This is a genomic window from Venatoribacter cucullus (assembly GCF_016132445.1).
In the GTDB taxonomy this organism is placed as follows: domain Bacteria; phylum Pseudomonadota; class Gammaproteobacteria; order Pseudomonadales; family Oceanobacteraceae; genus Venatoribacter; species Venatoribacter cucullus.
Window position 1 is genome coordinate 743,114 of the sequence record NZ_CP046056.1, and the last position, 25,426, is coordinate 768,539.

Sequence of the window (25,426 nt, forward strand, 5' to 3'; positions counted from 1 at the left end):
GGCTGAAATTGAGCAAAAAAACGGGGCGCAGTGCGCCCCATTTTTTTATGGCTTTGCTGCCGCCATTATTTTTTCAGGCCCAGCGTGTTGCTGCTTTTATGTTTGGGATTGCGCAGCACTTTTTTCGCCGGTTTGGTGTTAACCCCGGTGGTTATTTCTGCCCGCTGTTCTGCACGGTGTTCAATATCGGCTACAGGTGTTTTGGGCGGACGTTGTATTTCGGCAGGCTGGTCAGTGGTTGTCAGGCGAATGCCATTTTCTTCAATAGCAATACGGCGCTCTTTCAGTAACTTACCAATGGCCATTTTGAACGTGCGCTTGCTCACGGCAAAATGCAGCTCAATTAAATCGGCCGGTGAATGGTCGCCCATGGGCAGGAAACCCTGGTTATCTTCCAGTTTTTTCAGAATGCGTTTAGCCAGCGGGTCGGCTTTTTCATGGCCGGCCGGTTCCAGCATTAAATCCAGTCGCTTATCTTCCCGAACCCGCTTGATAAACCCATCCAGCTTCTGGCCAACCCGTATCGCGCTGCGGATATCGGTATTGTATAAAATGCCCCAGTATTCGTTGTTCACCACCGCTTTGTAGCCCAGTTCGGTACGCTGGGCGATAAACAATTTCACCGCATCGCCATTTTTCAGCGGCAGGGGTTCGCCGGGCCAGATGGAGGTTACTTCATCTTTAATAAAGCGGTTCAGCTTGGTACTGGCGACAATGCGTCCGGTGTTGTCCAGATACAGGTACACAGCGCAGGATTTACCCGGCTCCAGCCGTTGCTTTTGTTCGCTGAAGGGCACAAATAAATCTTTCGCCAGCCCCCAGTCGAGAAAGGCGCCGGTCTTATTCACATCCACCACGTTCAGCCAGGCCACCTGATGCAGCTGGGCTTTCGGCCGCAGCGTGGTGGCAATAGGGCGATCATCGGAATCCAGATAGACAAAGACTTTCAGCACATCGCCGATGGCGGTATTGGCCGGAATCTGTTTGCGCGGCAGCAACACTTTGCCGCCTTCCGCGTCGTCCAGATACAGGCCGTGTGGCTGTTCTTCCACAACAGTCAGGTGATGATAGCGTCCGGGTTCGGCCATGGTTGGGTACCGTGCAAAGGGGTAAAAGAGGGCGCCAGTGTAGCACAGCGGCAGGGGGTGTTACCCGGCCTGTCAGTTGTTATACTGACCGGCCTTTCGTAGAGACCGGTCGTGCTGGAACGTTCGCATCGCCTTTGCGGAACTTCATTTTTCCCCCGTCAGGGGCGTAGCTACAAGGACAACCGACATGACCATCAGCCAGAACAAAGTCGTTACCATTCACTATAAAGTTGTTGATACCGCCAGCGGTGAAACCATCGACAGCTCTGAAGGCGGTCAGCCGATGACTTACCTGCATGGCGCGCAGAACATTATCCCGGGTCTGGAGCAGGCTCTGGAAGGTAAAACTGTGGGTGATGAATTCGAAGTGACCATCGCCGCCGGCGATGCGTACGGTGAATACAGCGAAGATCGTGTACAGCAGGTACCGATGGAAGCCTTCCAGGGCGTTGAGCAGGTTGAGCCGGGTATGGCCTTTACCGCCCAGACCCCGAACGGCCCGGTGAACCTGATCGTGACCGAAGTCGACGAAGCCATGGTGACTGTCGATGCCAACCACCCGCTGGCGGGTAAATCACTGAGCTTCAGCGTGAAGGTAGAATCCATCCGTGAAGCCAGCGATGAAGAAATGGCCCATGGCCATGTGCACGGTGAAGGCGGTCATCACCACTGAGTGATAACCCCGGTGCGGTTAACGCCGCATCGTTGCACAATAAAGCGTGATAAAAATGCCGGCTCTGAGCCGGCATTTTTTATATCTGCTTTTTTATATCAGTTTTTTTACCTGCAACAGAGGCAGCCAATGCTCAGACCAGGCTGCGCAAAATGCTCTGACGCAAGCCGCCATCCAGCAGTGCTTCCAGCATCTGGGCCAGGGGTTCCAGCTGGTCGCTGTGGCACAGCTGGTCATCGTTATGCTGCAGTACGCCTTGTTTCAGTAATTGCTGAATTAATGTACGGAACAGCGATTTATCGAAAAACTCCGGCGCATTAATGCCATACAGCAGGCTGATACGCTGTGCCAGCAAGGTGCATTGTTCTTCCAGCGAAGCGGTGCTGAGGGTGCAGGCCTGACGACTGCGCAGCACGCTTAAGGTCAGGTAATAACGCTGCAGGGTCTGCATCACGTTATCGGCCAGCCCCTGCAGGAACGCGTGTTCGTTGCTGCTGGATGGGGTGGAATGGTAGCCCTTGTCGTTCAGCAATAAGTAGCCGCGCTGCACCATAATATCCAGCCACTGCTGTACTTCGGTGGCCAGTTCCTCTGCCTGCCAGTGCAGGAAGAGTTCTGCCTGCAAATAAGGATAGAGCTGCTGCACAATGTTCTGTACCTGGGCGGCCGTATAACGCTGATTATTCACAAATAAGCAGGCCAGTAACGACGGCAGGGCCAGCAGATGCAGCACGTTATTGCGGTAATAGGTGAGAATGACCGCCTGGCGGTCGCTGGTCTGAATTAAATCCCCCAGCGGGTGTTTGCTGCGGGAAACGGAATCCAGTTTTTCGGCGTAGTGCAGCCATTCCTGGCCCTGACCTTCCGGCAACACCGTAATGTCGGTGTAGGGGTTGGCGGCCAGCAGGTCGCGGTAGGCTTCCATCTGCTGCACCAGCTGCTGTTCGTCCATGGCCTGACGGGGCGCACTCAGAATGCTTAATGCCAGCAGGTTGATCGGGTTAACCGAGGCGGCGGCATTAATGCCGGTTACGACCTGGTTGGCGAGTTTATCCACCACCACCGGTGCCCAGTCGGGGCGGTATTCACAGTCGCTGTAATCCTGTTCACGCCAGCCCGGTTGCTGCTGGTCTAGAAAGGCGTTTAATTCAATGGGCCGGCCGAAGGTAACATTCACTTTGCCGAATGAACGCTTAAAGGCGCGTAAGGTACCCAGTACGCCCAACAGGCTTTCTTTCTTTTTCGCAGCGCCGCGTAATTCACCCAGATAACTGTTGGCTTCAAATACTTTTTCATAACCGGTATACACCGGCATAAAGATAATGGGCTTGCGGGAATCTCGCAGGTAACTGCGTAAGGTCATGCCCAGCATGCCGGCTTTCGGAGTCAGGGTGCGGCCGGTACGCGAACGGCCACCTTCGACAAAGTATTCGGTGGCGTAGCCGCCGGAAAAAACCGAGTGCAGGTATTCATCAAACACGGCGGCGTAGAGTTTGTTGTCGCGGAAGGTGCGGCGCATAAAAAAGGCACCGCCACGGCGCAGAATGGGGCCGGCGACCGGCATATTCAGGTTAATACCGGCGGCAATGTGCGGCAGTTGCAGACCGTTGTGGTACAGCACATACGACAGCAGCAGGTAATCAATGTGGCTGCGGTGACAGGGCACATAAATAATTTCGTTGTCTTTGCTGACATCACGCAGGGTATTCAGGTTATGCACCGAAACGCCGTCGTAAATTTTGTTCCACACCCAGGTCAGCAATACATCGAGGAAGCGCACGTTGGTGTAGGAAATATTTGAAGCAATTTCATCGGCGTATTTCAGTGCCCGCTGGCGTGCTTTATCTTTGCTGATGTTTTTGCTCTGTGCTTCTTCTTCAATGGCTTTTAACACCAGTGGTTTATTGGGGATCTGATGCACCAGCGTGCGGCGGTGGGATAAATCCGGGCCCAGTACCGAAGCGGTTACCTGGCGGTTGTGAACCCGCAGCATACGCGCTGCTTTACGAGCCAGTTTTTCGGCGCTCTGATTGTCTTCGTACAGATCGCGCAGTGAAAACGGCTTGCTGAAATGCACATAGGTGTTGCGGCCGTTCAGCAGAATGGCCATTAAAGTAACCAGACGGCCACCCAGAATGCCGCTGATCTGCAGCCAGATACGCAGGAATGACTGCTCTTTCTCCGGGGCCTTACCCCAGAACACCCGTACCGGCACAATCTGAATATCGCGTTGGGCATCGGCACTGACCCAATCGGCCATTTTGATTAACTCGCGCGACACCACGGGCGTCAGCTGGCGCCGGAAGGGCGCCCGGGAGCGCCGGTAAATACTGAAGAAGGGTTTGGCTGGCAGTTGGTTCTGCAATCGTTGCAGGTGCGGGCTGGGCCAGCCCAGTTGCTGTACTTCCCGGTCAATCACCAGTCGTTCCGCCAGCGATTCATTCAGAACGGCGTACACCACCGGACGCGAGAGGTCCGGTTGCAGCTCATCGGCATCGGTGCCGATGCGGCGGGTACGCAACAGGCTGAACAGCAGCTTTTGCTGCCAGCGGAACAGGGTATTACGGAGTGTTTTAACAATATTCATGGCCAATCTCTGGTAACCGGGTCTGCTTTGCAGCAGGGCGCGGAGTTTACCTTGGCCGCGCCGCAGTTAAAACGCTTGTGCGTCAGCGGAAACGTAGCGGAAGTCTCATTTCTGCCATGCCGGCCGCTGCTGCTGCCGCACTCAGTAATGCGGTGGCGGGGTTTCGTCGCTGAAGTCTTTCATCAGCGACTCCGACGACTGCATCTGCTCCAGCCGCTGATGCATTACCTGCATCGCCTGCCGGGCGAGGGAAAATTCCTGCGTATTGGCCGCCAGTTGCTGGTTCAGCACCTCGACGGTGTCCTCCAGAAAGGTAATGCGCATCTCCAGATCGTCGATACGCTGTAACAGGTGTTCCGGGCTTTGATTCTGGCTCATAAGGGCTTCTTTACTCTGGGGCTATCGTGTTGATTTTTTTAATGAAATGGGCTTTTATAGCCGACTTGTCACAAGGCCCGGTGGGCCTTTGGGTATGTTTCTGTTGTGATAATAACGAGTGATACGGGATAACGCATGGGTAAATTAATTTTACGGAAAACGCTGCTCGCGCTGGTGTGTAGCGCGGTGGTTGTGGTGCTGGCAATTATGTTGTTTCCGGTGCTGGTAACCGGTTTGCAGCTGGCCGATGGTGTCGTACTGACCGCTGACAATCTGTTTATGGCTGAAGGTATGCAAGCTTTTGTACTGACGCTGGCCGTGCTGGTGTTTGCCGGTGTGCTGGTGGCGGTGCTGTTAACGCCGGTACGTCGTCGTCGCTTCCGCTCCAGTGGTACCGTGGTGGAAAGCGATGTGGAAGATGGCCGCGAGCGTGGTGTGGTGAAGTGGTTTAACGTCAAAAAAGGCTTTGGCTTTATTACCTGGGATGAAGGAGAAGATGTGTTTGTGCATTTCCGCTCCATCCGTGGTCAGGGTCATCGTTCCTTAACCGAAGGCCAGCGGGTGAAGTTTACCGTGGTGCGTGGGCAGAAAGGTCCGCAGGCGGAAGACGTATCCGCAGTGCGCTGAGTCTTTGCTCTGATTAAAACCGGAACAACAAAAAAGCGGCCTGGGCCGCTTTTTTGTTGTCTGCGATTCCGGCGGGCTTAATCGCGGGCCAGCATCGGCTTCAGCAGGCGCGGGTTGGTCACCACCAGGTTGGCCGGCGCGCGCAGTTTCGGCTGGCCACTGACATCGGCCAGCAGACAGCCGGCTTCGGTGGCGATCAGGCCAGCGGCGTTCAGAGCGAACTCATCGACGTTGCTGAGCAGTGCGCCCTGGAAACGGTCGGCGGCAACGTAGCACATAGACAGAGCGTTGGAACCGATATTGCGCAGGTCGAAGGCTTTCGACATCAGGCGCATCAGGCGTTCACGCTGGTCAAAGGCGGCTTCGTTATTGCCCAGTGGCTGGGTGTAACCGGCAATGGCATCGCTCAGGTTGGTTTCGCCACCGCAGCGGATACGGCGGTTGTTCAGCTGTGCACCGCGACCGCGGGAAGCGCTGAATTCATCACCATTAATGGGGTTAATCACCACCGCATGCTCGGCTTTATCGCCATTCAGGCAGGCCAGGATAATGGCGAAAGAGGGAATCCCTACGCGGAAGTTAGCCAGATCGTCGATCACGCACACCTGCCAGGTCGGCTGATTGCGGTTATCGCCATTGTGGCCGGTTTCGCGGCCGGCAAAGTTGTGCTCGGGCAAGGCTTTTTTCAGTTCAAAGATAATGCCTTTTTCCAGACTGATGGTGCAGTCAGCAATGAACTTTGCTTTTTCCAGGTCGGTGCTCTGTACCGCATCAAAGCGGTCGAGGCGGCGGATCAGGTCCTGACCTGCATTACGCGCAGCGCGCAACGCCAGATTTACCATGGGCTGCATAAGGGATTCTATCTCTTAAAGAACGTTGGGGGTCGGCGATTATAGCGGCAGCTCTATGGTTTGCGAAGCCCGTTTTGCGTTACACTTCGCGGCCTCATTTTTCAGGCAGCGGCAGGCCGGTTTATGCTCGGACAGATCCACATCGTTATGGTGAACACCACCCACTCCGGCAACATCGGTGCCGCCGCCCGGGCCATGAAGAATATGGGCCTCAGCCGGCTGACTCTGGTTGACCCCATTGCCGTGGTTGATGAGGACGCCATTCAGCGCTCCTCCGGTGCCGCCGACATTCTGCAGCAGGTGCGTATTGTGCCCACCCTGGAAGAGGCCATTGCCGGTTGCGGCCTGGTGGTCGGCACCAGTGCGCGCAGCCGCCATATTCCTTGGCCGCTGCTGACGCCGCGTGAATGTGCGGCCAAAGCGGCCCAGGCCATTCCGGCGGGTAATGAAGTGGCGCTGGTGTTCGGTCGGGAATCGCGCGGGCTCACCAACGAAGAGCTGCACCTGTGCAATGCCCACGTGCACATTCCCACCAATCCGGATTTCTCCTCCCTGAACGTGGCCCAGGCCATTCAGGTGCTCAGCTATGAAATGCGGCTGGCGCTGGTGGAAGACAGTGTGGCGGCCGACGCCGGTCAGTGGGGCGTGGAATGGGATTATCCGCTGGCCACCCACGCCGAGCTGGACGGTTTGTTTACCCACATGGAACAAGCCCTTATTGATACCGGCTTCCTCGACCCCAATACACCCAAACAGCTGATGAGCCGGTTGCGCCGCCTGTACCAGCGGGCGGCACCGGACAAAATCGAAGTGAATATTCTGCGCGGTATGCTGGCCGCTATGCAGAATCCGCGCAAACAAGGGGAATCATCTTGAGTATCCGTCACCTGCGTGAAGACATCGCCTGCGTATTCGAGCGCGACCCGGCCGCCCGCAATACCTTTGAAGTGCTGACCACTTACCCGGGTTTGCATGCTGTTATGCATTACCGGCTGGCGCACTGGCTGTGGCTGAAAGGCTTTAAATGGCTGGCGCGCTGGCTGTCGACCATCAGCCGCTGGTTTACCGGTATCGAAATTCACCCCGGCGCCACCATCGGCCGGCGTTTTTTTATTGACCATGGTATGGGCGTGGTGATCGGTGAAACCGCCGAAATCGGCGACGACTGCACCCTGTACCACGGCGTTACCCTGGGTGGCACCACCTGGAACAAGGGAAAGCGTCACCCCACATTGAAAAACGGTGTGGTGGTGGGGGCCGGCGCTAAAGTGCTGGGGCCGATTGAGGTGGGTGATAACGCCCGTATCGGCTCCAATGCCGTGGTCACCAAAGAAGTGCCGGAAGGCGCGACCGTGGTGGGTATTCCCGGTCGTATCGTGCGCAAAGCCAGCACCGCCGAAGATGAACAGCGCCGGCGCATGGCTGAAAAAATCGGGTTTGATGCCTATGGTATTGCCGATGAAATGCCCGACCCGATTGCCCGTTCCATTCATAACCTGATGGATCACATGCACGCGGTCGACCGCAAAATCGACACCATGTGCAAAGCCCTGCACACCCTGGGCGACACCACCTGCTCAGAGGCACTGCCGCAGCTGGAAGCGGAAACCTTCCTCAGCCTGAACGAGGGCGCGCGTGCGACCGCGGCAGAACCGGACGATAACAACGGAGCAGAACCGCCGTGTCAGCCCTGCGGTAAATCCTGACGGCGGTTGTGCATTAAAGTTGACTGAATTAGTCGGATATCCGCATAATGCCGTCCGGTTTGTAAGGATTATGCGGGGTTCGCAATGCGCTTAACCACCAAAGGGCGTTACGCCGTCACGGCCATGCTGGATCTGGCCATTCATGCCCAGCAGGGGCCGGTCAGTCTGAATGATATTTCTGGCCGTCAGGGTATTTCCCTGTCGTATCTGGAACAGTTGTTTGCCAAGCTGCGGCGCAGTGAACTGGTGGCCAGCGTGCGCGGTCCGGGCGGTGGTTATCGTCTGAACCGGGCGCCGGAGCTGCTGAACGTAGCCGATATTGTCGATGCCGTGAACGAATCCATCGACGCCACCCGCTGCAATCGCCGCGGTAATTGTCAGGACGGCCATGAATGTCTTACGCACCATCTGTGGTGTGATTTAAGTGAACAGATTCATGGCTTTCTGGCCGGCATTACCCTGGCGTCACTGATTGAGCGCGAAGAAGTGCGGGCCACGGCCGAGCGGCAGAATCAGCTGCGCCACAATCGTATCGCGGCGCTGGAAAGCCACGACGAAATCGCCTGACCCGGCTGCAGCCCCTTGACCCATCCGACAGAGCGGCGACAATGCCCGCTCTGTTTTTTTGACGGTACTGGCATGACTCCCCTGTATTTTGATTACGCCGCCACCACACCGGCCGATCCGGCCGTTGCCGCCGTAATGGCGGGTTGTCTGACCCTCGACGGCACCTTTGGTAACCCGGCTTCCCGTTCCCATCGTTTTGGCTGGCAGGCGGAACAGGTTGTGGAACATGCCCGCCGTCAGCTGGCCGACCTGCTCGGTGCCGATCCGCGGGAAATTGTCTGGACCTCCGGTGCCACCGAAAGCAATAACCTGGCCTTAAAGGGCGTGGTGGAAGCACTGCGCAATAAAGAGCCACAACGGTCGCTGCACATCATCACCTCGGTGATTGAACACAAAGCCGTGCTGGATACCTGTGCCTGGCTGCTGCAGCAGGGTGTGCATGTTACCTACCTGTGCCCGGATGCCGACGGCCTGATTCAGCCGCAGCAGGTGGCTGAAGCGCTGCGCGACGATACCTGTCTGGTCAGTCTGATGGCGGTGAATAACGAACTGGGCACCATCACCGATATCGCCGGCGTGGCGGCGGTGCTGAAAAACCATGCGGCGCTGCTGCACGTCGATGCGGCGCAGGCCATCGGTAAAGTGCCGGTGCATGTTCAGGACTGGGGCGTGGATCTGTTGTCGGTGTCAGCGCACAAATTTTATGGCCCTAAAGGCATCGGCGCGCTGTATGTGCGGCGTGAACCGCAGGTGCCGTTAGCGGCACAGCTGCACGGTGGTGGCCATGAACGCGGTATGCGCTCCGGCACCTTACCGACCCATCAGATTGCCGGTCTGGGCGAGGCGGCGCGTCTTGTCGCGGCTAATCTGGCTGAAGAATGTAGCCGTCTGGGCGCCTTGCGCGACCAGCTTTGGCAAGGTCTGCAGACGCTGGGGGATGTCTACCTCAATGGCCACCCGACGCAGCGGTCGGCGCAGCATCTGAACGTCAGTTTTGCCGGCGTCGATGGTGAAATTCTGCTGGCCTCGCTGGCCAAGGTGGCGGTGTCGTCCGGCTCGGCCTGTAACTCGGCCACCGTGGCGCCGTCCTATGTGCTGAAGGCCATTGGCCGCAGTGACGAACTGGCCCATGCCGGCCTGCGTTTCAGCCTCGGACGCTTTACCACCGCAGCCGATGTTGAAGCGGCGGTGGCGGAAGTAGGGCGGGTGGTGAAGTTGCTGCGCAAACAGGCATAAATAATGCAAAGCAGGCCGCGTCACGCGTACACCTTTAGTCAAAAGGTGCGTATAATCCGCGGGTTTATTTTCCCCTAACCCCTTACATAGACTTTCTGGAGCATAAAATGGCTGTTGAACGCACTCTGTCCATCGTAAAACCGGACGCCGTTGCCAAAAACGTAATTGGCGAAATCGTTACCCGTTTTGAAAAAGCCGGCCTGCAGGTTGTGGCTGCCAAAATGATCAAACTGGACGACGAAAAAGCCGGCGGTTTCTACGCTGAACACAAAGAGCGTCCTTTCTTCAAAGATCTGGTGTCTTTCATGACCTCTGGTCCGGTGGTTGTTCAGGTGCTGGAAGGCGAAAACGCCATTGCCAAAAACCGTGAACTGATGGGTGCTACCAACCCGAAAGAAGCCGCTGCCGGTACTATCCGTGCCGATTTCGCTGAAAGCATCGATGCCAACGCCGTACACGGTTCTGACTCTGCTGCTTCTGCTGAGCGTGAAATCGCTTACTTCTTCGCTGCAGACGAAATCTGCGCCCGCTGATAGCAGCGGAACTCAGAGGGCAGTGATGCCCTCTGATCCATCCTGCGGGAGGCAATACTCCGGGTAATTACTGATGACCGAAACCACACAAAAGATCAATCTGCTGGGGCTGTCACCGGCCAAAATGGAAGCCTTTTTTGCCGATATGGGTGAAAAGAAATTCCGTGCCCAGCAAATGCTGAAATGGATTCATCAGTACGGGCAACCCGACTTCAACAGCATGACCAACATGAGCAAAGCGTTGCGTCAGCGTATCAGTGAAGTCGCAGAAATCCGCCTGCCGGAAGTGGTTTACGAAGATTTCTCCAAAGACGGTACCCGTAAGTGGGTGATGCGCGTGGATGGCGGCAGCGCCATTGAAACCGTGTATATCCCCGAAAAAGACCGCGGTACTCTCTGTGTCAGTTCTCAGATTGGCTGCTCACTCGATTGCAGTTTCTGCTCCACCGGTAAGCAGGGTTTTAACCGCGATCTCAGCGTGGCTGAAATCATCGGTCAGGTCTATGTGGCGGCCATGAGCTTCCATGAGCAGGGCGAGCGCCGTGAGCGCCGTATCACCAACGTGGTGATGATGGGCATGGGCGAGCCGCTGCTGAATTTTGATAACGTCGTCGATGCCATGCAGCTGATGATGGACGACAACGCCTACGGCCTGTCCAAGCGCCGCGTTACCCTCAGCACCTCCGGCGTGGTGCCGATGATGGATAAGCTCGGTGATGTCACCGACGTATCACTGGCAGTATCGCTGCACGCACCCAATGATGAGCTGCGTAACCAGCTGGTACCCATTAACAAAAAATACCCGCTGAAAGAGCTGCTGGCGGCCACAAACCGCTATCTGGCCAAGCTGCCGGACCGCCGCAAAGCCACCATCGAATACACCATGATGGAAGGCGTCAACGACGAGCTGGAACACGCCGAACAGCTGGCCGAACTGCTGCGTGATACGCCCTGCAAAATTAACCTGATTCCGTTTAACCCGTTCCCGAATTCAGGGTATAAACGCCCCAGCAATAACCGCGTGTACCGCTTCCGCGATTATCTGCAGAGCAAAAATTACATCGTCACCATCCGCTCCACCCGGGGTGACGATATCGACGCCGCCTGCGGTCAGCTGGTTGGCCGCGTGGAAGACCGTACCCGCCGCAGCGAGCGCTATATCAAGGCGGTACAGATTGATGATGTGACCCAGGGAAAAGCACTATGATCAGACTGTCCGTTACGCCCCGTTTTTTCGCCCCGTTACTGTTGCTGGTGGCCAGCCTGCTGCTGACCTCCTGCGTTACCGTGACCGAAAGCCGGCTGACCAAAAAAGCCTCACCGGAAAAAGCGGTCGAAAATTACACCCAGCTGGGCCTGGGGTATCTGCAGCGTGGCCGTCCGGATCTGGCCCGTCAGCGCCTGCAGAAAGCGCTGGATATTGAAGAAGACTATGCCCCGGCCAACGACGCCATGGGCTTGTTATGGCAAACCGAAGGCGAGTTTGATCTGGCCGAAGAGTATTTCCGCAAAGCCATCCGCAACGACGGTTCTTTTACCCGCGCCCGCCACAATCTGGGCCGGCTGTTTTCTCAGACCAAAGAGTACGCCAGCGCGGAAAGCGAGCTGAAGCGCGCCAGTGGTGACCGTTATTACGACAACCGGGTCGGTGCCATGAATGACCTGGCGCTGAATTTTTACCGCCAGAACAAAATTGAACAGGCCATTGATACCTACGGCCAGACCCTGCGCATTGCGCCTTACAATGCCGAAGCGCTGGTAAACGGCTCTACGCTGTTGTTTGAAGCACAGCGCTACGAAGAATCGCTGAAATATTTCGACCGTTTTGACCGTCTGGTGCAACGCGAGCAGGCGGCTCACAACGCCCACAGCCTGTGGCTGGGTATCAAGCTGCTGACCATTCAGCAGGACACCCGCCGTACCATCGCCCTGGCCACCGATCTGAAGCGTAATTTCCCGGACTCGGTCGAATACCGTCTGTATCAGGAATCCCTGACCGGAGCCAACTGACCATGCATTTTGAAAACCCCATCAAGCGCCGGGTAAGCCGGAAAATCTGGGTTGGTAATGTCCCGGTGGGTGGCGATGCCCCCATTTCCATCCAGACCATGACCAACACCGAAACCTGCGATGTGGCGGCCACGGTGGCACAGATTCAGCGTGCCCAGGATGCCGGTGCCGATATCGTGCGGGTGTCGGTGCCGACCATGGAGGCGGCGGAAGCCTTCGGCCAGATCCGTAAACAAGTGAACGTGCCGCTGGTGGCCGATATTCATTTTGATTACAAAATTGCGCTGCGGGTGGCCGAGCTGGGCGTCGATTGTCTGCGTATTAACCCGGGCAACATCGGTCGTGAAGACCGCGTGCGCGCCGTGGTTGATGCGGCCCGTCACCATGGCATTCCGATCCGCATCGGTGTGAATGCCGGCTCGCTGGAAAAAGATCTGCAGAAAAAATACGGCGAACCAACGCCGGACGCGCTGGTGGAATCGGCCATGCGTCATATCGATATTCTTGACCGGCTGAACTACCCCGATTTCAAACTCAGCCTCAAAGCCTCAGACATTTTTATGACCGTGGCGGCCTATAAAAAGATCGCCAGCCAGATCGAACAACCGCTGCACCTCGGTATTACCGAAGCCGGCGGTTTGCGAGGTGGCACGGTGAAGTCGTCCATTGGTCTGGGGCTGCTGCTGTGGGAAGGCATTGGCGATACCATCCGCGTCTCGCTGGCGGCTGACCCGGTGGAAGAAGTGAAAGTGGGCTGGGACATGCTCAAGTCGCTGAAACTGCGTTCGCGCGGCATTAACTTTATCGCTTGTCCGAGCTGCTCACGGCAGAACTTTGACGTGATCAAAACCATGAACGAGCTGGAAATGCGCGTCGATGATATCCGCACTGACATGAGCGTGTCGGTGATCGGCTGCGTGGTGAATGGCCCGGGTGAAGCCAAAGAAACTGACGTCGGTCTGGCCGGTGGACAGCCGAATCTGGTCTACATCGACGGCAAGCCGGTGGGCAAACTGCAGAACGAAACCCTGGTCGATGACCTTGAACGGCTGATTCGGGCGCGCGCCGCCGAGCTGGATGAAGCCCGGCAAAAATTGATTGCCAGCGATCTGTAAGCAGGCGCGGCAGAACGGAATACACAGAAGATTATGGCGAACAAAATCCAGGCCATCCGTGGCATGAACGATATCCTACCGGCCCAGAGCCCGGTGTGGCAGTATCTTGAAGGCACCGTTAAAGAACTGCTGGCGTCTTATGGCTACGACGAAATCCGTATGCCCATCGTTGAGCAAACGGCGTTGTTCAAGCGCTCCATCGGCGAAGTGACCGACATCGTCGAAAAAGAGATGTACACCTTCGACGACCGCAATGGCGACAGCCTGACCCTGCGTCCCGAAGGCACCGCCAGCTGTGTGCGTGCCTGTGAAGAACACGGCCTGCTGTACAACCAGACGCAGCGTCTGTGGTACACCGGCCCGATGTTCCGCCACGAGCGGCCGCAGAAAGGCCGTTACCGCCAGTTTTATCAGATCGGCGTGGAAACCTTTGGCATTGCCAGTGCCGACATCGACGCCGAAGTGATTCTGATGACCGCCCGCCTGTGGCAGCAGCTGGGCTTAACCGATGCCGTTACCCTACAGCTGAACACTCTGGGCTCCAACGAAGCCCGCGCCCGCTACCGCGACGCGCTGGTGGACTTCCTCGGCGCGCGTAAAGAACAACTGGACGAAGACAGCCAGCGCCGCCTGGAAACCAACCCGCTGCGCGTTCTCGACAGTAAAGACCCGGCCACACAAGCCTTGTTGGCCGATGCGCCGCAACTGCACGATTACCTCGACGACGACAGTCGCGCGCACTTTGCCGAACTGCGCAGCATTCTGGATGCTGCCGGCGTGCAGTACGAAATTAACCAGCGCTTAGTGCGCGGCCTCGATTACTACTGCAAAACCGTGTTTGAGTGGGTCACCGACAAGCTTGGCTCGCAAGGCACCGTCTGTGCCGGTGGCCGTTACGATGGTCTGGTGGAACAGCTGGGTGGCAAGCCAACCCCGGCGGTGGGCTTCGCCATGGGGGTGGAGCGCCTGATTCTGCTGCTGGAAACCCAGGAACTGATTCCCCCCGCTGTGATGCAGACCATTGATCTGTATATTTGCCCGGTGGGTGAGGGCAGTGCCCGCAGCGCCTTGTTGCTGGCCGACCGGCTGCGTGACGAGCACAGCTGGCTGCGCATTCAGACCCATTGCGGTGGTGGCAGCTTTAAAAGCCAGATGAAAAAAGCCGATAAAAGCGGTGCCCGCTTTGCCCTGTTGCTGGGCGAAGATGAACTGGCCAATGACAGCGTAACCGTGAAAGATCTGCGTACCGACAGCGCCCAGCAAACCCTGGCGCAAGCGGAACTGGCCGGCTGGCTGACACAACAAACCTTTTAATAACAACACGAACCTGACGGGGAAGCGGACATGAGCGATTTGCGTACGGATGAAGAACAGGTAGAACTGATCAAGAGCTGGTGGAAAGAGAACGGCAAAACCCTGCTGTTGTCGGTCATCGTGGTATTGGGCGGTTGGTTTGGCTGGAACAGCTGGCAAACCAGCCAGCAGCAGAAAGCCGAAGCCGCGTCAGAGCTGTACAGTCAGCTGGTGGATGCGGTGGCCCAACCGGCGGCCCAGCAGACTGAAGAACAGAAAGCCAGTGCAGCGGCCCTGGCGACCGAGCTGAAAACCACCTATGCCGGTACTGCCTACGCCGATTTCGGTGCCTTGTTCCTGGCCCGTTTTGCCGCCGACGCTGGTGATTTTGCTGCCGCTGCCGCCGAGTTACAGGCGGTGGTCAATACCAGCAAAGCCGATGCGGTTAAATACACCGCTCAGGCCCGTCTGGCGCAGGTGCTGATTCAGCAGGAAAAATTCGACGAGGCACTGGCGCTGGTGAACACCGTGCCGGACCCGGCTTATACCGTGCAGTTTGAAGATGCCAAAGGCGATGCGCTGTACCGTAAAGGCGACAACGCCGAAGCCCGCAATGCCTGGATCCGTGCCCGCGATGCGGCACAGACGCTGGGTCTGAATACTCAACCGCTGCAGCGTAAAATTGATGCTCTGGCAGCGGTGGCCGGAGACGCCTGATGCCAAAAATTCTTGTTGCCCTGCTGACCCTGCTGGTATTGGCCGGTTGTTCTTCCAGCCCGGAAAAAGCCCCCGCAGAGGACGCGGCCGACAAGAGCGGCCTGCCCGAGTTTGACGCGCAGGCCGATATCCGCATCCGTTGGCGCACCCAGCTGGGGGATGGCTCCGGCAGCAATTACATCCGCCTGCAGCCGGCGGTGCAGAACGACACCCTGTACGCCGCCGATACCAGCGGCCGGGTAACCGCCATGACGCTGGCGGATGGTGACGAACTCTGGTCGGTGGATCTGGATGTGCCGGTATTATCCGGCGTCAGCCTGGCCGGCGAACAATTATTTGTCGCCACCCGCGACGGCTTTCTGCTCAGCCTTAACCGCGCCGACGGCACGGAGCTGTGGCGCAGCCGTTTAACCAGCGAGGCCTTGTCGCCGGCCTCAGCCGATGCTCGTCGGGTGTTTGTGCACACCGTCGATGGCCGGGTCACTGCGTTTGAGCGCGCCGATGGCAAGCAAGCCTGGTCTTATGAAACCGCCATGCCGGTATTAACCGTGCGGGGTACCGGTGCGCCGCTGGTGCTGGAACAATTGGTGGTTACCGGCTTTGCCACCGGCAAAGTGGTGGCACTGGATAAAACCCTGGGCATTCCGCGCTGGGAAGTACGGCTGGCCAGCCCGGATGGCCGCTCCGAGCTGGAACGTCTGGTGGATATCGACGGCCAGCCGGTCTGGGAAGAAGGCATTATTTATGCCGCCAGCTACCACGGTAATGTGGCAGCCATCAGTCTGAACGGTGAAACCCGCTGGCAGGAGCCCGGTTCATCCTACGGTCACCCCGAGCTGGCGCTGGGCAACCTGTACCTGACCCTCGACAGCGATGTGATTCAGGCTTACGACCAGAACATTGGTGCCCGCGTGTGGCAGCAGCCGGCGTTATCCGGGCGCAAGCTGGGCCAGGTAACGGCCCATGGCCGCTGGCTGGCGGTGGCTGATAACGACGGTTATCTGCATCTGCTCAGCCAGGTGAATGGTGAATTGGCAGCACGCCGGTTGCTGCGGCCGAAGCCGCTGCACATCGTCTATCCTAATCAGACCGAAGCCACCAACTGGCGCGCGGTGCGCGGCAAGCACATGGGTATCCGCAGTGCATTGCTCAGCACGCCGGAAGGTTTGTTGGTGTACACCAACACGGGTGAATTATTGTTGCTGGAGATTCGCGACCGTTAAGCGCGGGCGGCACGGCAACTCTGAACGGGGCATTGGCCCCGTTTCTTATTGAATTTGAGGTTACACGAATGGTTCCTGTTATAGCGCTGGTCGGACGTCCTAACGTTGGTAAATCCACGCTGTTCAACCGCCTGACCAAAACCCGCGACGCGCTGGTGGCGGAAATTGCCGGCCTGACCCGCGACCGTAAATACGGCGAGGGCAAAGTGGGCGATCACCCCTTTATTGTGATTGATACCGGCGGTATTACCGGCGAAGAAGAGGGCATTGATGCGGCCATGGCGCAGCAAAGCTATCTGGCCATTCAGGAAGCCGACATTGTGTTCTTCATGGTCGATGTGCAGGCCGGTCTGGTGGCTGCCGACCGTATGATTGCCGAACACCTGCGCCGCAGCGGCAAACACGCCTATCTGGTGGCGAATAAAATCGACGGCAAAAACCCCGATATCGTGCTGAGCGAATTTTTTGAGCTGGGGATGGGTGATCCGCTGCCCATCGCCGCCGAGCATAACCGTGGCATCAGCGCCCTGATCGACTATGTCATGGACGAGCTGCCGCAGGACGAACAGGCCGAAAACAACGCCTACTTCGCTGAACTGGACGGTGAAGAATTACCGCCGCCGCACGAAGAGCTGAATGTTAAGGGCATTAAAATTGCCGTAGTCGGCCGCCCCAACGTGGGTAAGTCTACCCTGGTGAACCGCTTTCTGGGTGAAGACCGGGTGGTGGTATACGACGAAGCCGGTACCACCCGTGACAGTATTTATATTCCCTACGAGCGCCACGGTCAGGACTACACATTGATCGACACCGCCGGGGTGCGCCGGCGTAAGAACATTGTTGAAGCGGCCGAAAAGTTTTCCATTATCAAAACCCTGCAGGCCATTCAGGATTGCCACGTCTGTATTCTGGTGCTGGATGCCCGTACCGGCATTGTGGAGCAAGACCTGCACATGCTCAGCTTTGTACTGAACTCTGGCCGTGCGCTGGTGCTGGCCATTAACAAATGGGACGGTATGGATGCCGATGCCAAGCAGCGCGTTAAAGATGAAATTGACCGTCGCTTTGAGTTTTTAACCTTCGCCGAAATGCATTTTATTTCAGCCCTGCACGGTACCGGCGTTGGCCATTTGTACGAGTCGGTCGATAAAGCCTACCAGTCGGCGATGGCCAAATGGCAAACCAGCATGCTCACTCGCATTCTGGAAGATGCCGTGTCCAGCCATCAGCCACCGGTGGTACGTAACCGCCGGCCGAAGCTGCGTTATGCGCACCAGGGTGGCTCGAACCCGCCGATTATTGTGGTGCATGGTAACCTGGCCAAAGAATTACCGGATGACTATAAGCGTTACCTGGCCAACACCTTCCGCCGCGTGCTGGAAATTCAGGGTACCCCCATCCGCATGGAGTTCCGCCAGGGCGACAACCCCTTCGCAGACAAAGAAAAAGAGATTCGTCACTCCAGCAAGAAACGCGCAGAGGCGGTCGAGCGGACCACCAATAAACGTAAAATTAAGATTGAAAAAGCCCGTAAACAGCTGCGTAAAAGTTATAAAAAACCGACCTGATCCGGATCGGAATATTGCTGCATTATTTTCATTAAAAGGGGCGTTTGCCCCTTTTTTTATGGGGTTTCCAACCGTTAATTCACAAGCCTTGTGATGGCAGGAAATAACAGGCCGATACAGATCAAGTTATGGTGCGATTGTCCGATAACCTCTTGGTAAGGTGGCGCATCTGGACTAAAAATATAGTGGTAGCTGGATACGCTTTTATGAGTAAAAAGGTATCGGAGCTGCTGCTGATTCCATAACGGTGAGGTTTGCATGACCAGATTTCTGGGTTCGTTGTCGGTTCGTCAAAAATTAATGTTCAGTTTTGGCCTGTTGGCGGCTTTGATGCTGGTGGTGGCGCTGACCATTTCCCTGTCATTGCGCAATATGGCCCTGGCAGAAAGCAAAGCGCGGGAAGAGATGGCCGTGACGTTGCTGCAGTTTGACCGTGAAATCGGTCACCTGGTGTGGGCCAATAATCTGGCCAACAGCATTATGTTCAGCCGACCTTTCGCCGGCAAACTGGACCCTACCCAGTGTGAGTTTGGGCAGTGGTACGACCAGTTCCGCCGCAGTGATGCCTACCGCAATGCCATGCCGGCACTGAAGCGGGCGCTGGACAGCCTGGATCAGCCCCATAAAGACCTGCACGCCAGTGCCCGTGAAGTGCTGGCCAATCCTCAAACCGCCCTGTCGGTATACGACAACAAGACCATGCGCCACTTAAGCGATATGCGCGCAGCGTTTAATACCGTGCGTACCTTGCTGCAGGAACAGCAGGAAATTTACATCGCCGAATCCGAGGCGGCTTCAGAGCGTGCCAGTGTGGTGGTATGGGTTGCGACCGGTATTACCGCCGTGCTGGCGCTGGGGCTGGCGATTCTGCTCAGTATGCTGATTTCCCGCCCATTGAACGCACTGAAGAAAAAAGCCGAACAGATTGCCAGCGGTGATCTGACCATGGCGCCGATGCGGATCGAATCCCGTGATGAAGTCGGACAAGCCAGTGAAGCCTGTAACCAGATGCAGATTCAGCTCAGTGAGCTGATCCGCGGCCTGGTGGACTCAGCCCAGACGCTGGCCCATGAAGCCGATGTGGTGGCCGAAACCACGGCCCAGACCAATATGGACTTGCAGAAGCAGGCCATGGAAATTGATCAGCTGGCGACCGCTATGAACGAAATGGCCGCCACCATTACCGAAGTGGCCCAGCATGCGCAAAATACCTCGGAAGCCACCGGTGAATCCCAGCGCTTCGCTGAAACCGGCCAGAGCACTGTGCGCACCGTTATTGAATCCATCCGCAAACTGGCCAGCGGTGTGGATGAAGCGGCGGGTGTGATTGGTAACGTGCGGCAGGAAAGTGTGAATATTGGTGCCATTCTCGACACCATTCAGGCCATTGCCGAACAAACCAACCTGCTGGCCCTGAACGCTGCCATTGAGGCCGCACGTGCCGGTGAACAGGGCCGTGGTTTCGCCGTGGTGGCCGATGAAGTACGGACTCTGGCGGCGCGTACACAGCAATCGACCTCGGAAATTAAAACCCTGATCGACCGCTTGCAGCAAAGCTCGTCCAGTGCGGTAACCAGCATGGAAAGTGGCGTGAAACAGGCTAACTATAGCGTGCAGGAAGCGGATAAAGCCGGTGAGGCACTGCAGCAGATTACCGGTTCGGTGACCACCATTACCGATATGACTCATCAGATTGCCAGCGCCACGGAAGAGCAGAGCCTGGTGGTGAAAGAGATGGACCGTAACCTGATTCAGGTAAACCACCTAACCGAACAAACCAAAGAGCGTTCACGTTCGGCGGATGAAGCGGCGGAAAAACTGGGCAAAACCGCCAAGGTGCTGCTGGGGTATACCCAACGGTTCAAATTCTGAGCATTTCTGATCGTCACGCGCAGAAAATTTCGCTGTAGACCGCAAGGCCGCTCATTAATATGAGCGGTCTTTTTTATGCCAGCTATCTTCCATGCAGCTGATTACCTTTGATCCGTACCGGACACTGAGTTACGCCCGTACCGAGTACATCAAGCCTGAGTTGATGAACAATCACCTTGACCGGCTGATTGCTGCCGATGGCATTTTATTTCCGCAATACTGGCAGGTGAATGCACTGCTGTATGGGCTGAAAAAGCGTATTTTCCCCAGCCCGGCCAGTTATTACATTGGTCACGATAAAGTGGAAATGACCCGCTGCTTCCAGACCATTGCGCCGCAGCAGGTACCCTGGACCATCATTGAAGCCAATACCGCCACTGCCGCTGCTCAGGTGTGGGACAGCATGCCCTTGCCCTTTGTCGCCAAAATTCCGAAAAGCAGCATGGGCAACGGCGTATTTCTGATCGAAACCCAGGCCGACTGGCAGCGCTATCTGGCGCAAACCCCGGTGATTTATGCGCAGGAATATCTGCCCATTGACCGCGACCTGCGCATTGTCTGGGTGGGTAACCGCATCATCGGTGGTTACTGGCGGATTCAGGCGGAGCAGGGGTTTTACAACAACGTCGCTAAGGGCGGCCAGGTAGAAACCGGTATTCTGCCGCCGGAAGCCTGCGCGCTGGTGGAAAAGCTGGCGTTGGGGCTGGGCATTGACCACGGCGGTTTTGATATTGCCATGGTCGGCCATCACCCTTATGTGTTCGAATTTAACCGTTTATTCGGCAATCAGGGGCTGGCGGGCATGCAGGATAAAATCGACGCCGCCATTCATGAGTATCTGGCCCAAAGCTGGGGCGATAACGAGCCGGATAACCCGCTGACGCCCGATCTGGGTGATGAGCCGAACCTGCCGGAAGCGGTGTAAAAACCACTTCTGGCAGGTCTGCTTTAACGGCCTTTAAACTGAGCCGCGCGGCGTTCCATAAAAGAACGTACGCCTTCCATGGCATCCTCGCTGCGCATCACCGCCGGCATATCATTAAATACCTGAGTTAATGCCGCCGTATCGCCGTGCAGACGGGCGGTTTTGGATGACTTCAGGGCTGCCTGTACGCCCAGCGGGGCGGCTGCGGCGATGCTGAGCGCCAATTCCCGGGCGCGGCTCTGCACGGTATTGGCACTGCACAATTCCGTAATCATGCCCCAGTCATAGGCTTGCTGGCCGGTAAATTCATCGCCGGTAAGCAGATACCGCTGCGCCCGCGCCCAACCGATTTCTTCCGGCAGCCGTACCGTGCCGCCACCGCAGGGGTAAATGCCGCGTTTCACTTCCAGTTGCGCAAACCGCGCTTCAGGGGTTGCCACGCGAATATCGGTGTTCAGCAGTAATTCCAGCCCGGAGGTGTAGCAAATGCCCTGTACTGCCATCACCAGCGGTTTGGTTAATGGCTCACCGCTGATGCCGTAGGGATCGAGATGCTCTGGTGGTAATTCCGGCATTTTTCCTTTAGCAAAAATCGGTGCCCATTTTTCCAGTTCCAGCCCGGCAGTGAAATGCATACCGTTGGCCTGAATCACGCCGACGCGTAATTCCGGATCGTGTTGCAGACGGTACAGCGCCTGCGCCAGCTGGAAGAAACTTTCCGGGTCCAGGGCGTTCATTTTTTCTGGCCGGTTAAAGGTAATGGTCAGAATATGCTCGCTGCTATCAATCAGAATTTTTTCGCTCATATCAATCCCTCTTAAATATTGGAGGTCGTTCGCAGATGTACATGCCTCTCACGCTGACTCGCCGTGAATCCGTCCTTGGAGGCTCGAGTGCGCCATCGATCCCCAGGACGGGGTGAATGCCGAATCTTGTCGGGAACAAGATTCGGCCATGGCGCACACGGTTCATGCACAGACATCCGGCAACGCCAGCGCGCGCTGCAGCATTGAAGCTGCTGTTCGATTCATTGGGAGAACGGTATCCCTGAATGAGAAGAACAACCGGGGTGAATTAAAACCAATCCGCCTGCATATCCAGACAAGTGCGATCAAAGCTTTGCAGCAGCCGCGCCTGATGCTGAACTTCAGGTAATTCCCAGCGAATAAAATACTGCGCTGCCTGACATTTACCGGCGAGGAATTGTTGTTCTTCCTGCACCGGCGAATTGGCAAAGGCATCCAGTGCTTTATCGGCCATTTCCAGCCACAGCCAGCCGATGATGGTTTTACCCATCATGTCCAGATACAACGCCGAGTTGGCCAGCGCCTCGGTCACCTGACCTTTCTGCAGCGCGCCGCCCAACAGCAAGGTGGTTTCCTGTACGGTTTTTAATTGCGCCTGATATTCACCCACCAATGCAGCCAGCTCCGGTTTCTGACTGGCCGAGGCGAGGGTGGCATGAATGCGCGCCATTAATAATTTCAGACCTTTGCCATTGTGCTGCCACAATTTCCGGCCCAATAAATCCAGCGACTGAATGCCGTGGGTACCTTCGTGAATCGGATTCAGGCGGTTATCGCGGTAACACTGTTCCACTGGATATTCGCGCGTATAACCCGCGCCACCCAATACCTGAATGGCTAAATCGTTGGCGCGGGGGCCATAAAACGACGGGAAAGATTTCACCACCGGCGTGATTAAATCCAACAGCATGCCGCTGTCTTCGCGCTGCTGCGCATCGGTGCCGGCTTCCTGCTCATCGACTAAACGCGCAGCCAGTAAGCACAGCGCCAGCGAACCCTCCACATAGGATTTTTGCGCTAACAACATACGTTTTACATCGGCGTGTTCAACGATATTCAGCGGTTTGCTGTGCGGATCTTTTTCCGCCGGTGAACGGCCCTGTGGACGGTTGCGGGCATAATCCAATGATTCCAGATAACCGCGGTAACCAATCATAGCGGCCCCTAAGCCAACGCCAATACGCGCTTCGTTCATCATTTTGAACATGTACATCAGGCCACGGCCGGCGTCGCCGATTAAATAGCCGACGCAGTTATCCTGTTCACCAAAACTCAGAACGGTGGAGGTGGTGCCACGATAGCCCATTTTGTGCAGCAAACCGGCCAGTTGCACGTCGTTGCGCTGCGCCAGTGTGCCATCGGGGTTAGTGATGAATTTCGGCACAATAAACAACGAAATGCCTTTTACGCCTTTTTCCGCGCCTTCAATACGCGCTAACACTAAATGCACAATGTTTTCGGTAATGTCCTGATCACCACCGGAAATGTACATTTTCTGGCCTTTAATCCGGTAGGTGCCATCCGCGGCCGGAACCGCCCTGGTGGTTAAATCACCCAGTGACGATCCCACATCCGGCTCCGTCAGAGCCATGGTGCCGGCAAAACGGCCATCAAACATCGGCGGCAAAAAAGTCGCCTTTTGCTCGTCACTGCCAAAGGCGTGAATCACGTTGGCGGCGGCGCTGGTTAAAAACGGATAACCGGCGGTCGATGGGTTGGCGGCCATAAAAAAAGCGTTGGCGGCCATGTGAATGAGCGAGGGTAATTGCATGCCGCCGTCTGCATAGGCATGCCGGGCATTGAGTAAACCGGCCTTGGCAAAATGCTGCCAGGCTTCTTTTACTTCCGGGATGGTGGTCACGGTTTTGCCGTCGAATTGCGGTTCGTGTTCGTCGGCTTTGCTGTTATGCGGGGCGAAATAGGTCTCGGCAATGCGTTCTGCGGTGGTCAGAATGCCATCGAAGGTGGTGCGGTCGTGGTCGGCAAAGTGCGGCAGGCGGGTAAGCTGTTCGGCGTTAAACACCCGGTACAGTAAAAATTCCAGATCTTTCAGGCTGATAAGTTTGGACACAGGACACTCCGCTAACAATATGGCTATTTCGACCAGTATCGGGGTTGTCATGCCGTTGTTTAATCGTCAATATAGCCACACATAAGGCTTAAAGTGACAGTTTCTGAACATTCCGGAGGATTCATGCTGAACGTCGTGATTGTGGGGTTTGATAAGGCACTGTCTTCCGCCATGACCGGGGTGGCCGACTTGTTTGGCCTGGCCGGCGTTACCTGGAACCGTATTCAGGGGCAACCGGCCGAGCGGCTGTTTAATGTGCGCATTGCCAGCCCTGATGGCCAGCCGGTGCAGTGCATCAACGGCATTCAGCTGGGGGCGCATTTAAGTTACGACCAGGTGCAGGATGTGGATGCCATTGTGGTGCCCACTATTGGCGGCCCGGTGACTGAGGTGGTGGAGCATAATCCGGCCCTGCTGGCATTATTGCGCCGCGCGGATGCCGAAGGCTGGACCATTACCGGCAACTGTACTGGTAATTTTCTGCTGGCTGAGGCCGGTATTCTGGATGGCAAAACCGCCACCACCCACTGGGGCTTTAAAGATTATTTTCAGCAACGCTACCCGCAGGTGGATTTAAAAGCCGACCAGCTGATTACCCGGCAGGATCATATTTATTGCGCCGGCGGCGGGCTGGCCTGGTTTGATCTGGGGCTGCACATTATTGAACGGCACTACGGTTTTGAAACCGCCATTCAGACCGCCAAAGCCTTTGTGATTGATTACCGCCGTGACAGCCAGTTGTCCTACTCATTAATGCGGCTGGCCAAACCGCATAAAGATGACCTGGTGAAACAGGTGCAGAAGTGGCTGGAAGATCATTACGCCGATAATTTTACCGTGGATGAACTGGCCGACCGTTTCAGCGTGTCCAAGCGGACATTAATCCGCCGCTTTAATGCGGCACTGGATATGCCGCCCAATACCTATGTGCAATCCATCCGCATTGAAGCAGCGCAGAAACTGCTGGAAGAAACCGAACGCACGGTGGATGTGGTGATGAACGATGTCGGCTACGAAGACGCCAGTTCCTTCCGGCGTTTATTCCGCAAAAAAACCGGCTTAACGCCGACAGAATATCGCCGCCGTTTCAGCCGTCGTTTTTAATAACAGCATGCATACCGGACCGCGCCCACCACAACCTACAGAATCAGCCGCCGGATTGGCTGAGCGTAAAGCCATCCGCAATCCGTTATTACGGCCGTTGATTTTTGCCTGTGGCTGGCTGAGTGTGGTGCTGGGCGTACTGGGTATTTTTTTACCGGTATTGCCGACCACGCCATTTTTACTGTTGGCGGCCGCCTGTTTTTTACGCACCTCGCCACGCTTTTATCACTGGCTGATTCACCACCCACGGCTGGGTAAATACGTTATTTACTACCTGGATGGTAAGGGTATTCCGCGTAAGGCTAAAATTTATACTTTGACGACCTTATGGCTGACCATGCTGATCACGGTTGTACTGGTGGACAGCACAGTGGTGCGGATTATTCTGCCGTTAATCGGCCTGAGCGTGACTGTGTATATTCTGCGGTTACCCACATTGGTACTGCCGCCGGAAAAATAACCATAACAACAATAAG

General features: G+C 56.3%; 24 protein-coding genes. 18 read left to right on the top strand and 6 right to left on the bottom strand.

Going from position 1 to position 25,426, the window contains the following annotated elements:
* Positions 1-65: 65 nt before the first annotated feature.
* Positions 66-1,088 (bottom strand): CvfB family protein, encoded by a 1,023-nt coding sequence (locus tag GJQ55_RS03630; RefSeq protein ID WP_228346156.1) that lies wholly within the window; start codon positions 1,086-1,088, stop codon positions 66-68.
* Positions 1,089-1,275: 187 nt separating this feature from the next.
* On the opposite strand from GJQ55_RS03630, the gene GJQ55_RS03635 reads away from it, so the two are divergent.
* A complete protein-coding gene (locus GJQ55_RS03635) occupies positions 1,276-1,761 on the top strand; it encodes an FKBP-type peptidyl-prolyl cis-trans isomerase (protein WP_228346157.1) in 486 nt (161 codons plus the stop codon).
* A gap of 133 nt (positions 1,762-1,894) precedes the next feature.
* Here the strand turns inward: GJQ55_RS03635 and plsB are convergent, their stop codons facing one another.
* Positions 1,895-4,348 (bottom strand): glycerol-3-phosphate 1-O-acyltransferase PlsB, encoded by a 2,454-nt coding sequence (plsB, locus tag GJQ55_RS03640; RefSeq protein ID WP_228346158.1) that lies wholly within the window; start codon positions 4,346-4,348, stop codon positions 1,895-1,897.
* 141 nt (positions 4,349-4,489) lie between these two features.
* Positions 4,490-4,726: a SlyX family protein gene (locus GJQ55_RS03645; protein ID WP_228346159.1), complete on the bottom strand. Its 237-nt coding sequence runs from the start codon at positions 4,724-4,726 to the stop codon at positions 4,490-4,492.
* A 135-nt stretch (positions 4,727-4,861) separates the two neighbouring features.
* Between GJQ55_RS03645 and GJQ55_RS13400 the strand changes: the two genes are divergently transcribed.
* Entirely contained in the window at positions 4,862-5,353 is a 492-nt protein-coding gene (locus tag GJQ55_RS13400; protein ID WP_275944431.1) for a cold shock domain-containing protein, read from the top strand.
* Positions 5,354-5,430: 77 nt separating this feature from the next.
* On the opposite strand, the gene GJQ55_RS03655 is transcribed toward GJQ55_RS13400, so the two are convergent.
* Entirely contained in the window at positions 5,431-6,204 is a 774-nt protein-coding gene (locus GJQ55_RS03655; RefSeq protein WP_228346160.1) for an inositol monophosphatase family protein, read from the bottom strand.
* Between the two features lie 123 nt (positions 6,205-6,327).
* Here GJQ55_RS03655 and trmJ point away from each other — a divergent pair, with 123 nt between their 5' ends.
* The 14 genes from trmJ (at position 6,328) to GJQ55_RS03725 (ending at position 20,969) form a co-directional block, all read left to right on the top strand.
* Positions 6,328-7,080: a tRNA (cytosine(32)/uridine(32)-2'-O)-methyltransferase TrmJ gene (trmJ, locus tag GJQ55_RS03660; protein WP_228346161.1), complete on the top strand. Its 753-nt coding sequence runs from the start codon at positions 6,328-6,330 to the stop codon at positions 7,078-7,080.
* On the top strand, positions 7,077-7,910 hold the full coding sequence (cysE, locus tag GJQ55_RS03665) for a serine O-acetyltransferase (RefSeq protein WP_228346162.1): 834 nt from the start codon (positions 7,077-7,079) through the stop codon (positions 7,908-7,910). Before trmJ ends, cysE begins: the two co-directional genes overlap by 4 nt.
* Positions 7,911-7,994: 84 nt before the next feature.
* Complete coding sequence (gene iscR, locus GJQ55_RS03670) at positions 7,995-8,477, top strand: Fe-S cluster assembly transcriptional regulator IscR (protein ID WP_228346163.1); 483 nt, start codon at positions 7,995-7,997, stop codon at positions 8,475-8,477.
* 72 nt (positions 8,478-8,549) lie between these two features.
* Positions 8,550-9,713, top strand: coding sequence for an aminotransferase class V-fold PLP-dependent enzyme (locus GJQ55_RS03675; protein ID WP_228346164.1), 1,164 nt, complete (start codon positions 8,550-8,552; stop codon positions 9,711-9,713).
* Positions 9,714-9,820: 107 nt separating this feature from the next.
* A complete protein-coding gene (ndk, locus tag GJQ55_RS03680) occupies positions 9,821-10,246 on the top strand; it encodes a nucleoside-diphosphate kinase (protein WP_228346165.1) in 426 nt (141 codons plus the stop codon).
* A 73-nt stretch (positions 10,247-10,319) separates the two neighbouring features.
* Positions 10,320-11,453 carry a dual-specificity RNA methyltransferase RlmN gene (gene rlmN, locus GJQ55_RS03685; RefSeq protein ID WP_228346166.1) on the top strand — a complete coding sequence of 378 codons (1,134 nt, stop codon included), beginning with the start codon at positions 10,320-10,322 and terminating at the stop codon, positions 11,451-11,453.
* Entirely contained in the window at positions 11,450-12,256 is an 807-nt protein-coding gene (locus GJQ55_RS03690; RefSeq protein ID WP_228346167.1) for a tetratricopeptide repeat protein, read from the top strand. The genes rlmN and GJQ55_RS03690 overlap by 4 nt, the downstream gene beginning before the upstream one ends.
* A gap of 2 nt (positions 12,257-12,258) precedes the next feature.
* Entirely contained in the window at positions 12,259-13,371 is a 1,113-nt protein-coding gene (ispG, locus tag GJQ55_RS03695) for a flavodoxin-dependent (E)-4-hydroxy-3-methylbut-2-enyl-diphosphate synthase (protein WP_228346168.1), read from the top strand.
* Between the two features lie 33 nt (positions 13,372-13,404).
* A complete protein-coding gene (gene hisS, locus GJQ55_RS03700; RefSeq protein ID WP_228346169.1) occupies positions 13,405-14,685 on the top strand; it encodes a histidine--tRNA ligase in 1,281 nt (426 codons plus the stop codon).
* Between the two features lie 30 nt (positions 14,686-14,715).
* On the top strand, positions 14,716-15,381 hold the full coding sequence (locus GJQ55_RS03705) for a YfgM family protein (RefSeq protein ID WP_228346170.1): 666 nt from the start codon (positions 14,716-14,718) through the stop codon (positions 15,379-15,381).
* The gene (bamB, locus tag GJQ55_RS03710; RefSeq protein ID WP_228346171.1) at positions 15,381-16,604 is read left to right on the top strand and encodes an outer membrane protein assembly factor BamB; all 1,224 of its coding nucleotides are present in this window, start codon (positions 15,381-15,383) and stop codon (positions 16,602-16,604) included. Before GJQ55_RS03705 ends, bamB begins: the two co-directional genes overlap by 1 nt.
* A gap of 68 nt (positions 16,605-16,672) precedes the next feature.
* A complete protein-coding gene (gene der / locus GJQ55_RS03715; protein ID WP_228346172.1) occupies positions 16,673-18,172 on the top strand; it encodes a ribosome biogenesis GTPase Der in 1,500 nt (499 codons plus the stop codon).
* A gap of 258 nt (positions 18,173-18,430) precedes the next feature.
* Positions 18,431-20,044 carry a methyl-accepting chemotaxis protein gene (locus GJQ55_RS03720; protein ID WP_228346173.1) on the top strand — a complete coding sequence of 538 codons (1,614 nt, stop codon included), beginning with the start codon at positions 18,431-18,433 and terminating at the stop codon, positions 20,042-20,044.
* A 91-nt stretch (positions 20,045-20,135) separates the two neighbouring features.
* The gene (locus GJQ55_RS03725) at positions 20,136-20,969 is read left to right on the top strand and encodes an ATP-grasp domain-containing protein (RefSeq protein ID WP_228346174.1); all 834 of its coding nucleotides are present in this window, start codon (positions 20,136-20,138) and stop codon (positions 20,967-20,969) included.
* Positions 20,970-20,992: 23 nt separating this feature from the next.
* Here GJQ55_RS03725 and GJQ55_RS03730 read toward each other — a convergent pair whose 3' ends face one another.
* Both GJQ55_RS03730 and GJQ55_RS03735 read right to left on the bottom strand, forming a co-directional pair.
* Positions 20,993-21,775: a crotonase/enoyl-CoA hydratase family protein gene (locus GJQ55_RS03730; protein ID WP_228346175.1), complete on the bottom strand. Its 783-nt coding sequence runs from the start codon at positions 21,773-21,775 to the stop codon at positions 20,993-20,995.
* Between the two features lie 268 nt (positions 21,776-22,043).
* Positions 22,044-23,846, bottom strand: a complete 1,803-nt coding sequence (locus tag GJQ55_RS03735; RefSeq protein WP_228346176.1) for an acyl-CoA dehydrogenase — start codon at positions 23,844-23,846, stop codon at positions 22,044-22,046.
* A 123-nt stretch (positions 23,847-23,969) separates the two neighbouring features.
* On the opposite strand from GJQ55_RS03735, the gene GJQ55_RS03740 reads away from it, so the two are divergent.
* Together GJQ55_RS03740 and GJQ55_RS03745 are read left to right on the top strand one after the other, a co-directional pair.
* A complete protein-coding gene (locus tag GJQ55_RS03740; protein WP_228346177.1) occupies positions 23,970-24,950 on the top strand; it encodes a GlxA family transcriptional regulator in 981 nt (326 codons plus the stop codon).
* 55 nt (positions 24,951-25,005) lie between these two features.
* Positions 25,006-25,410: a YbaN family protein gene (locus GJQ55_RS03745; RefSeq protein ID WP_228346178.1), complete on the top strand. Its 405-nt coding sequence runs from the start codon at positions 25,006-25,008 to the stop codon at positions 25,408-25,410.
* The last annotated feature ends 16 nt before the right edge of the window (positions 25,411-25,426 follow it).

Coding starts and splice junctions, on each gene's coding strand:
- GJQ55_RS03630 (WP_228346156.1), bottom strand. CDS start 1,088: ATGGCCGAACCCGGACGCTATCATCACCTGACTGTTGTGGAAGAACAG.
- GJQ55_RS03635 (WP_228346157.1), top strand. CDS start 1,276: ATGACCATCAGCCAGAACAAAGTCGTTACCATTCACTATAAAGTTGTT.
- plsB (WP_228346158.1), bottom strand. CDS start 4,348: ATGAATATTGTTAAAACACTCCGTAATACCCTGTTCCGCTGGCAGCAA.
- GJQ55_RS03645 (WP_228346159.1), bottom strand. CDS start 4,726: ATGAGCCAGAATCAAAGCCCGGAACACCTGTTACAGCGTATCGACGAT.
- GJQ55_RS13400 (WP_275944431.1), top strand. CDS start 4,862: ATGGGTAAATTAATTTTACGGAAAACGCTGCTCGCGCTGGTGTGTAGC.
- GJQ55_RS03655 (WP_228346160.1), bottom strand. CDS start 6,204: ATGCAGCCCATGGTAAATCTGGCGTTGCGCGCTGCGCGTAATGCAGGT.
- trmJ (WP_228346161.1), top strand. CDS start 6,328: ATGCTCGGACAGATCCACATCGTTATGGTGAACACCACCCACTCCGGC.
- iscR (WP_228346163.1), top strand. CDS start 7,995: ATGCGCTTAACCACCAAAGGGCGTTACGCCGTCACGGCCATGCTGGAT.
- GJQ55_RS03675 (WP_228346164.1), top strand. CDS start 8,550: ATGACTCCCCTGTATTTTGATTACGCCGCCACCACACCGGCCGATCCG.
- ndk (WP_228346165.1), top strand. CDS start 9,821: ATGGCTGTTGAACGCACTCTGTCCATCGTAAAACCGGACGCCGTTGCC.
- rlmN (WP_228346166.1), top strand. CDS start 10,320: ATGACCGAAACCACACAAAAGATCAATCTGCTGGGGCTGTCACCGGCC.
- GJQ55_RS03690 (WP_228346167.1), top strand. CDS start 11,450: ATGATCAGACTGTCCGTTACGCCCCGTTTTTTCGCCCCGTTACTGTTG.
- ispG (WP_228346168.1), top strand. CDS start 12,259: ATGCATTTTGAAAACCCCATCAAGCGCCGGGTAAGCCGGAAAATCTGG.
- hisS (WP_228346169.1), top strand. CDS start 13,405: ATGGCGAACAAAATCCAGGCCATCCGTGGCATGAACGATATCCTACCG.
- GJQ55_RS03705 (WP_228346170.1), top strand. CDS start 14,716: ATGAGCGATTTGCGTACGGATGAAGAACAGGTAGAACTGATCAAGAGC.
- bamB (WP_228346171.1), top strand. CDS start 15,381: ATGCCAAAAATTCTTGTTGCCCTGCTGACCCTGCTGGTATTGGCCGGT.
- der (WP_228346172.1), top strand. CDS start 16,673: ATGGTTCCTGTTATAGCGCTGGTCGGACGTCCTAACGTTGGTAAATCC.
- GJQ55_RS03720 (WP_228346173.1), top strand. CDS start 18,431: ATGACCAGATTTCTGGGTTCGTTGTCGGTTCGTCAAAAATTAATGTTC.
- GJQ55_RS03725 (WP_228346174.1), top strand. CDS start 20,136: ATGCAGCTGATTACCTTTGATCCGTACCGGACACTGAGTTACGCCCGT.
- GJQ55_RS03730 (WP_228346175.1), bottom strand. CDS start 21,775: ATGAGCGAAAAAATTCTGATTGATAGCAGCGAGCATATTCTGACCATT.
- GJQ55_RS03740 (WP_228346177.1), top strand. CDS start 23,970: ATGCTGAACGTCGTGATTGTGGGGTTTGATAAGGCACTGTCTTCCGCC.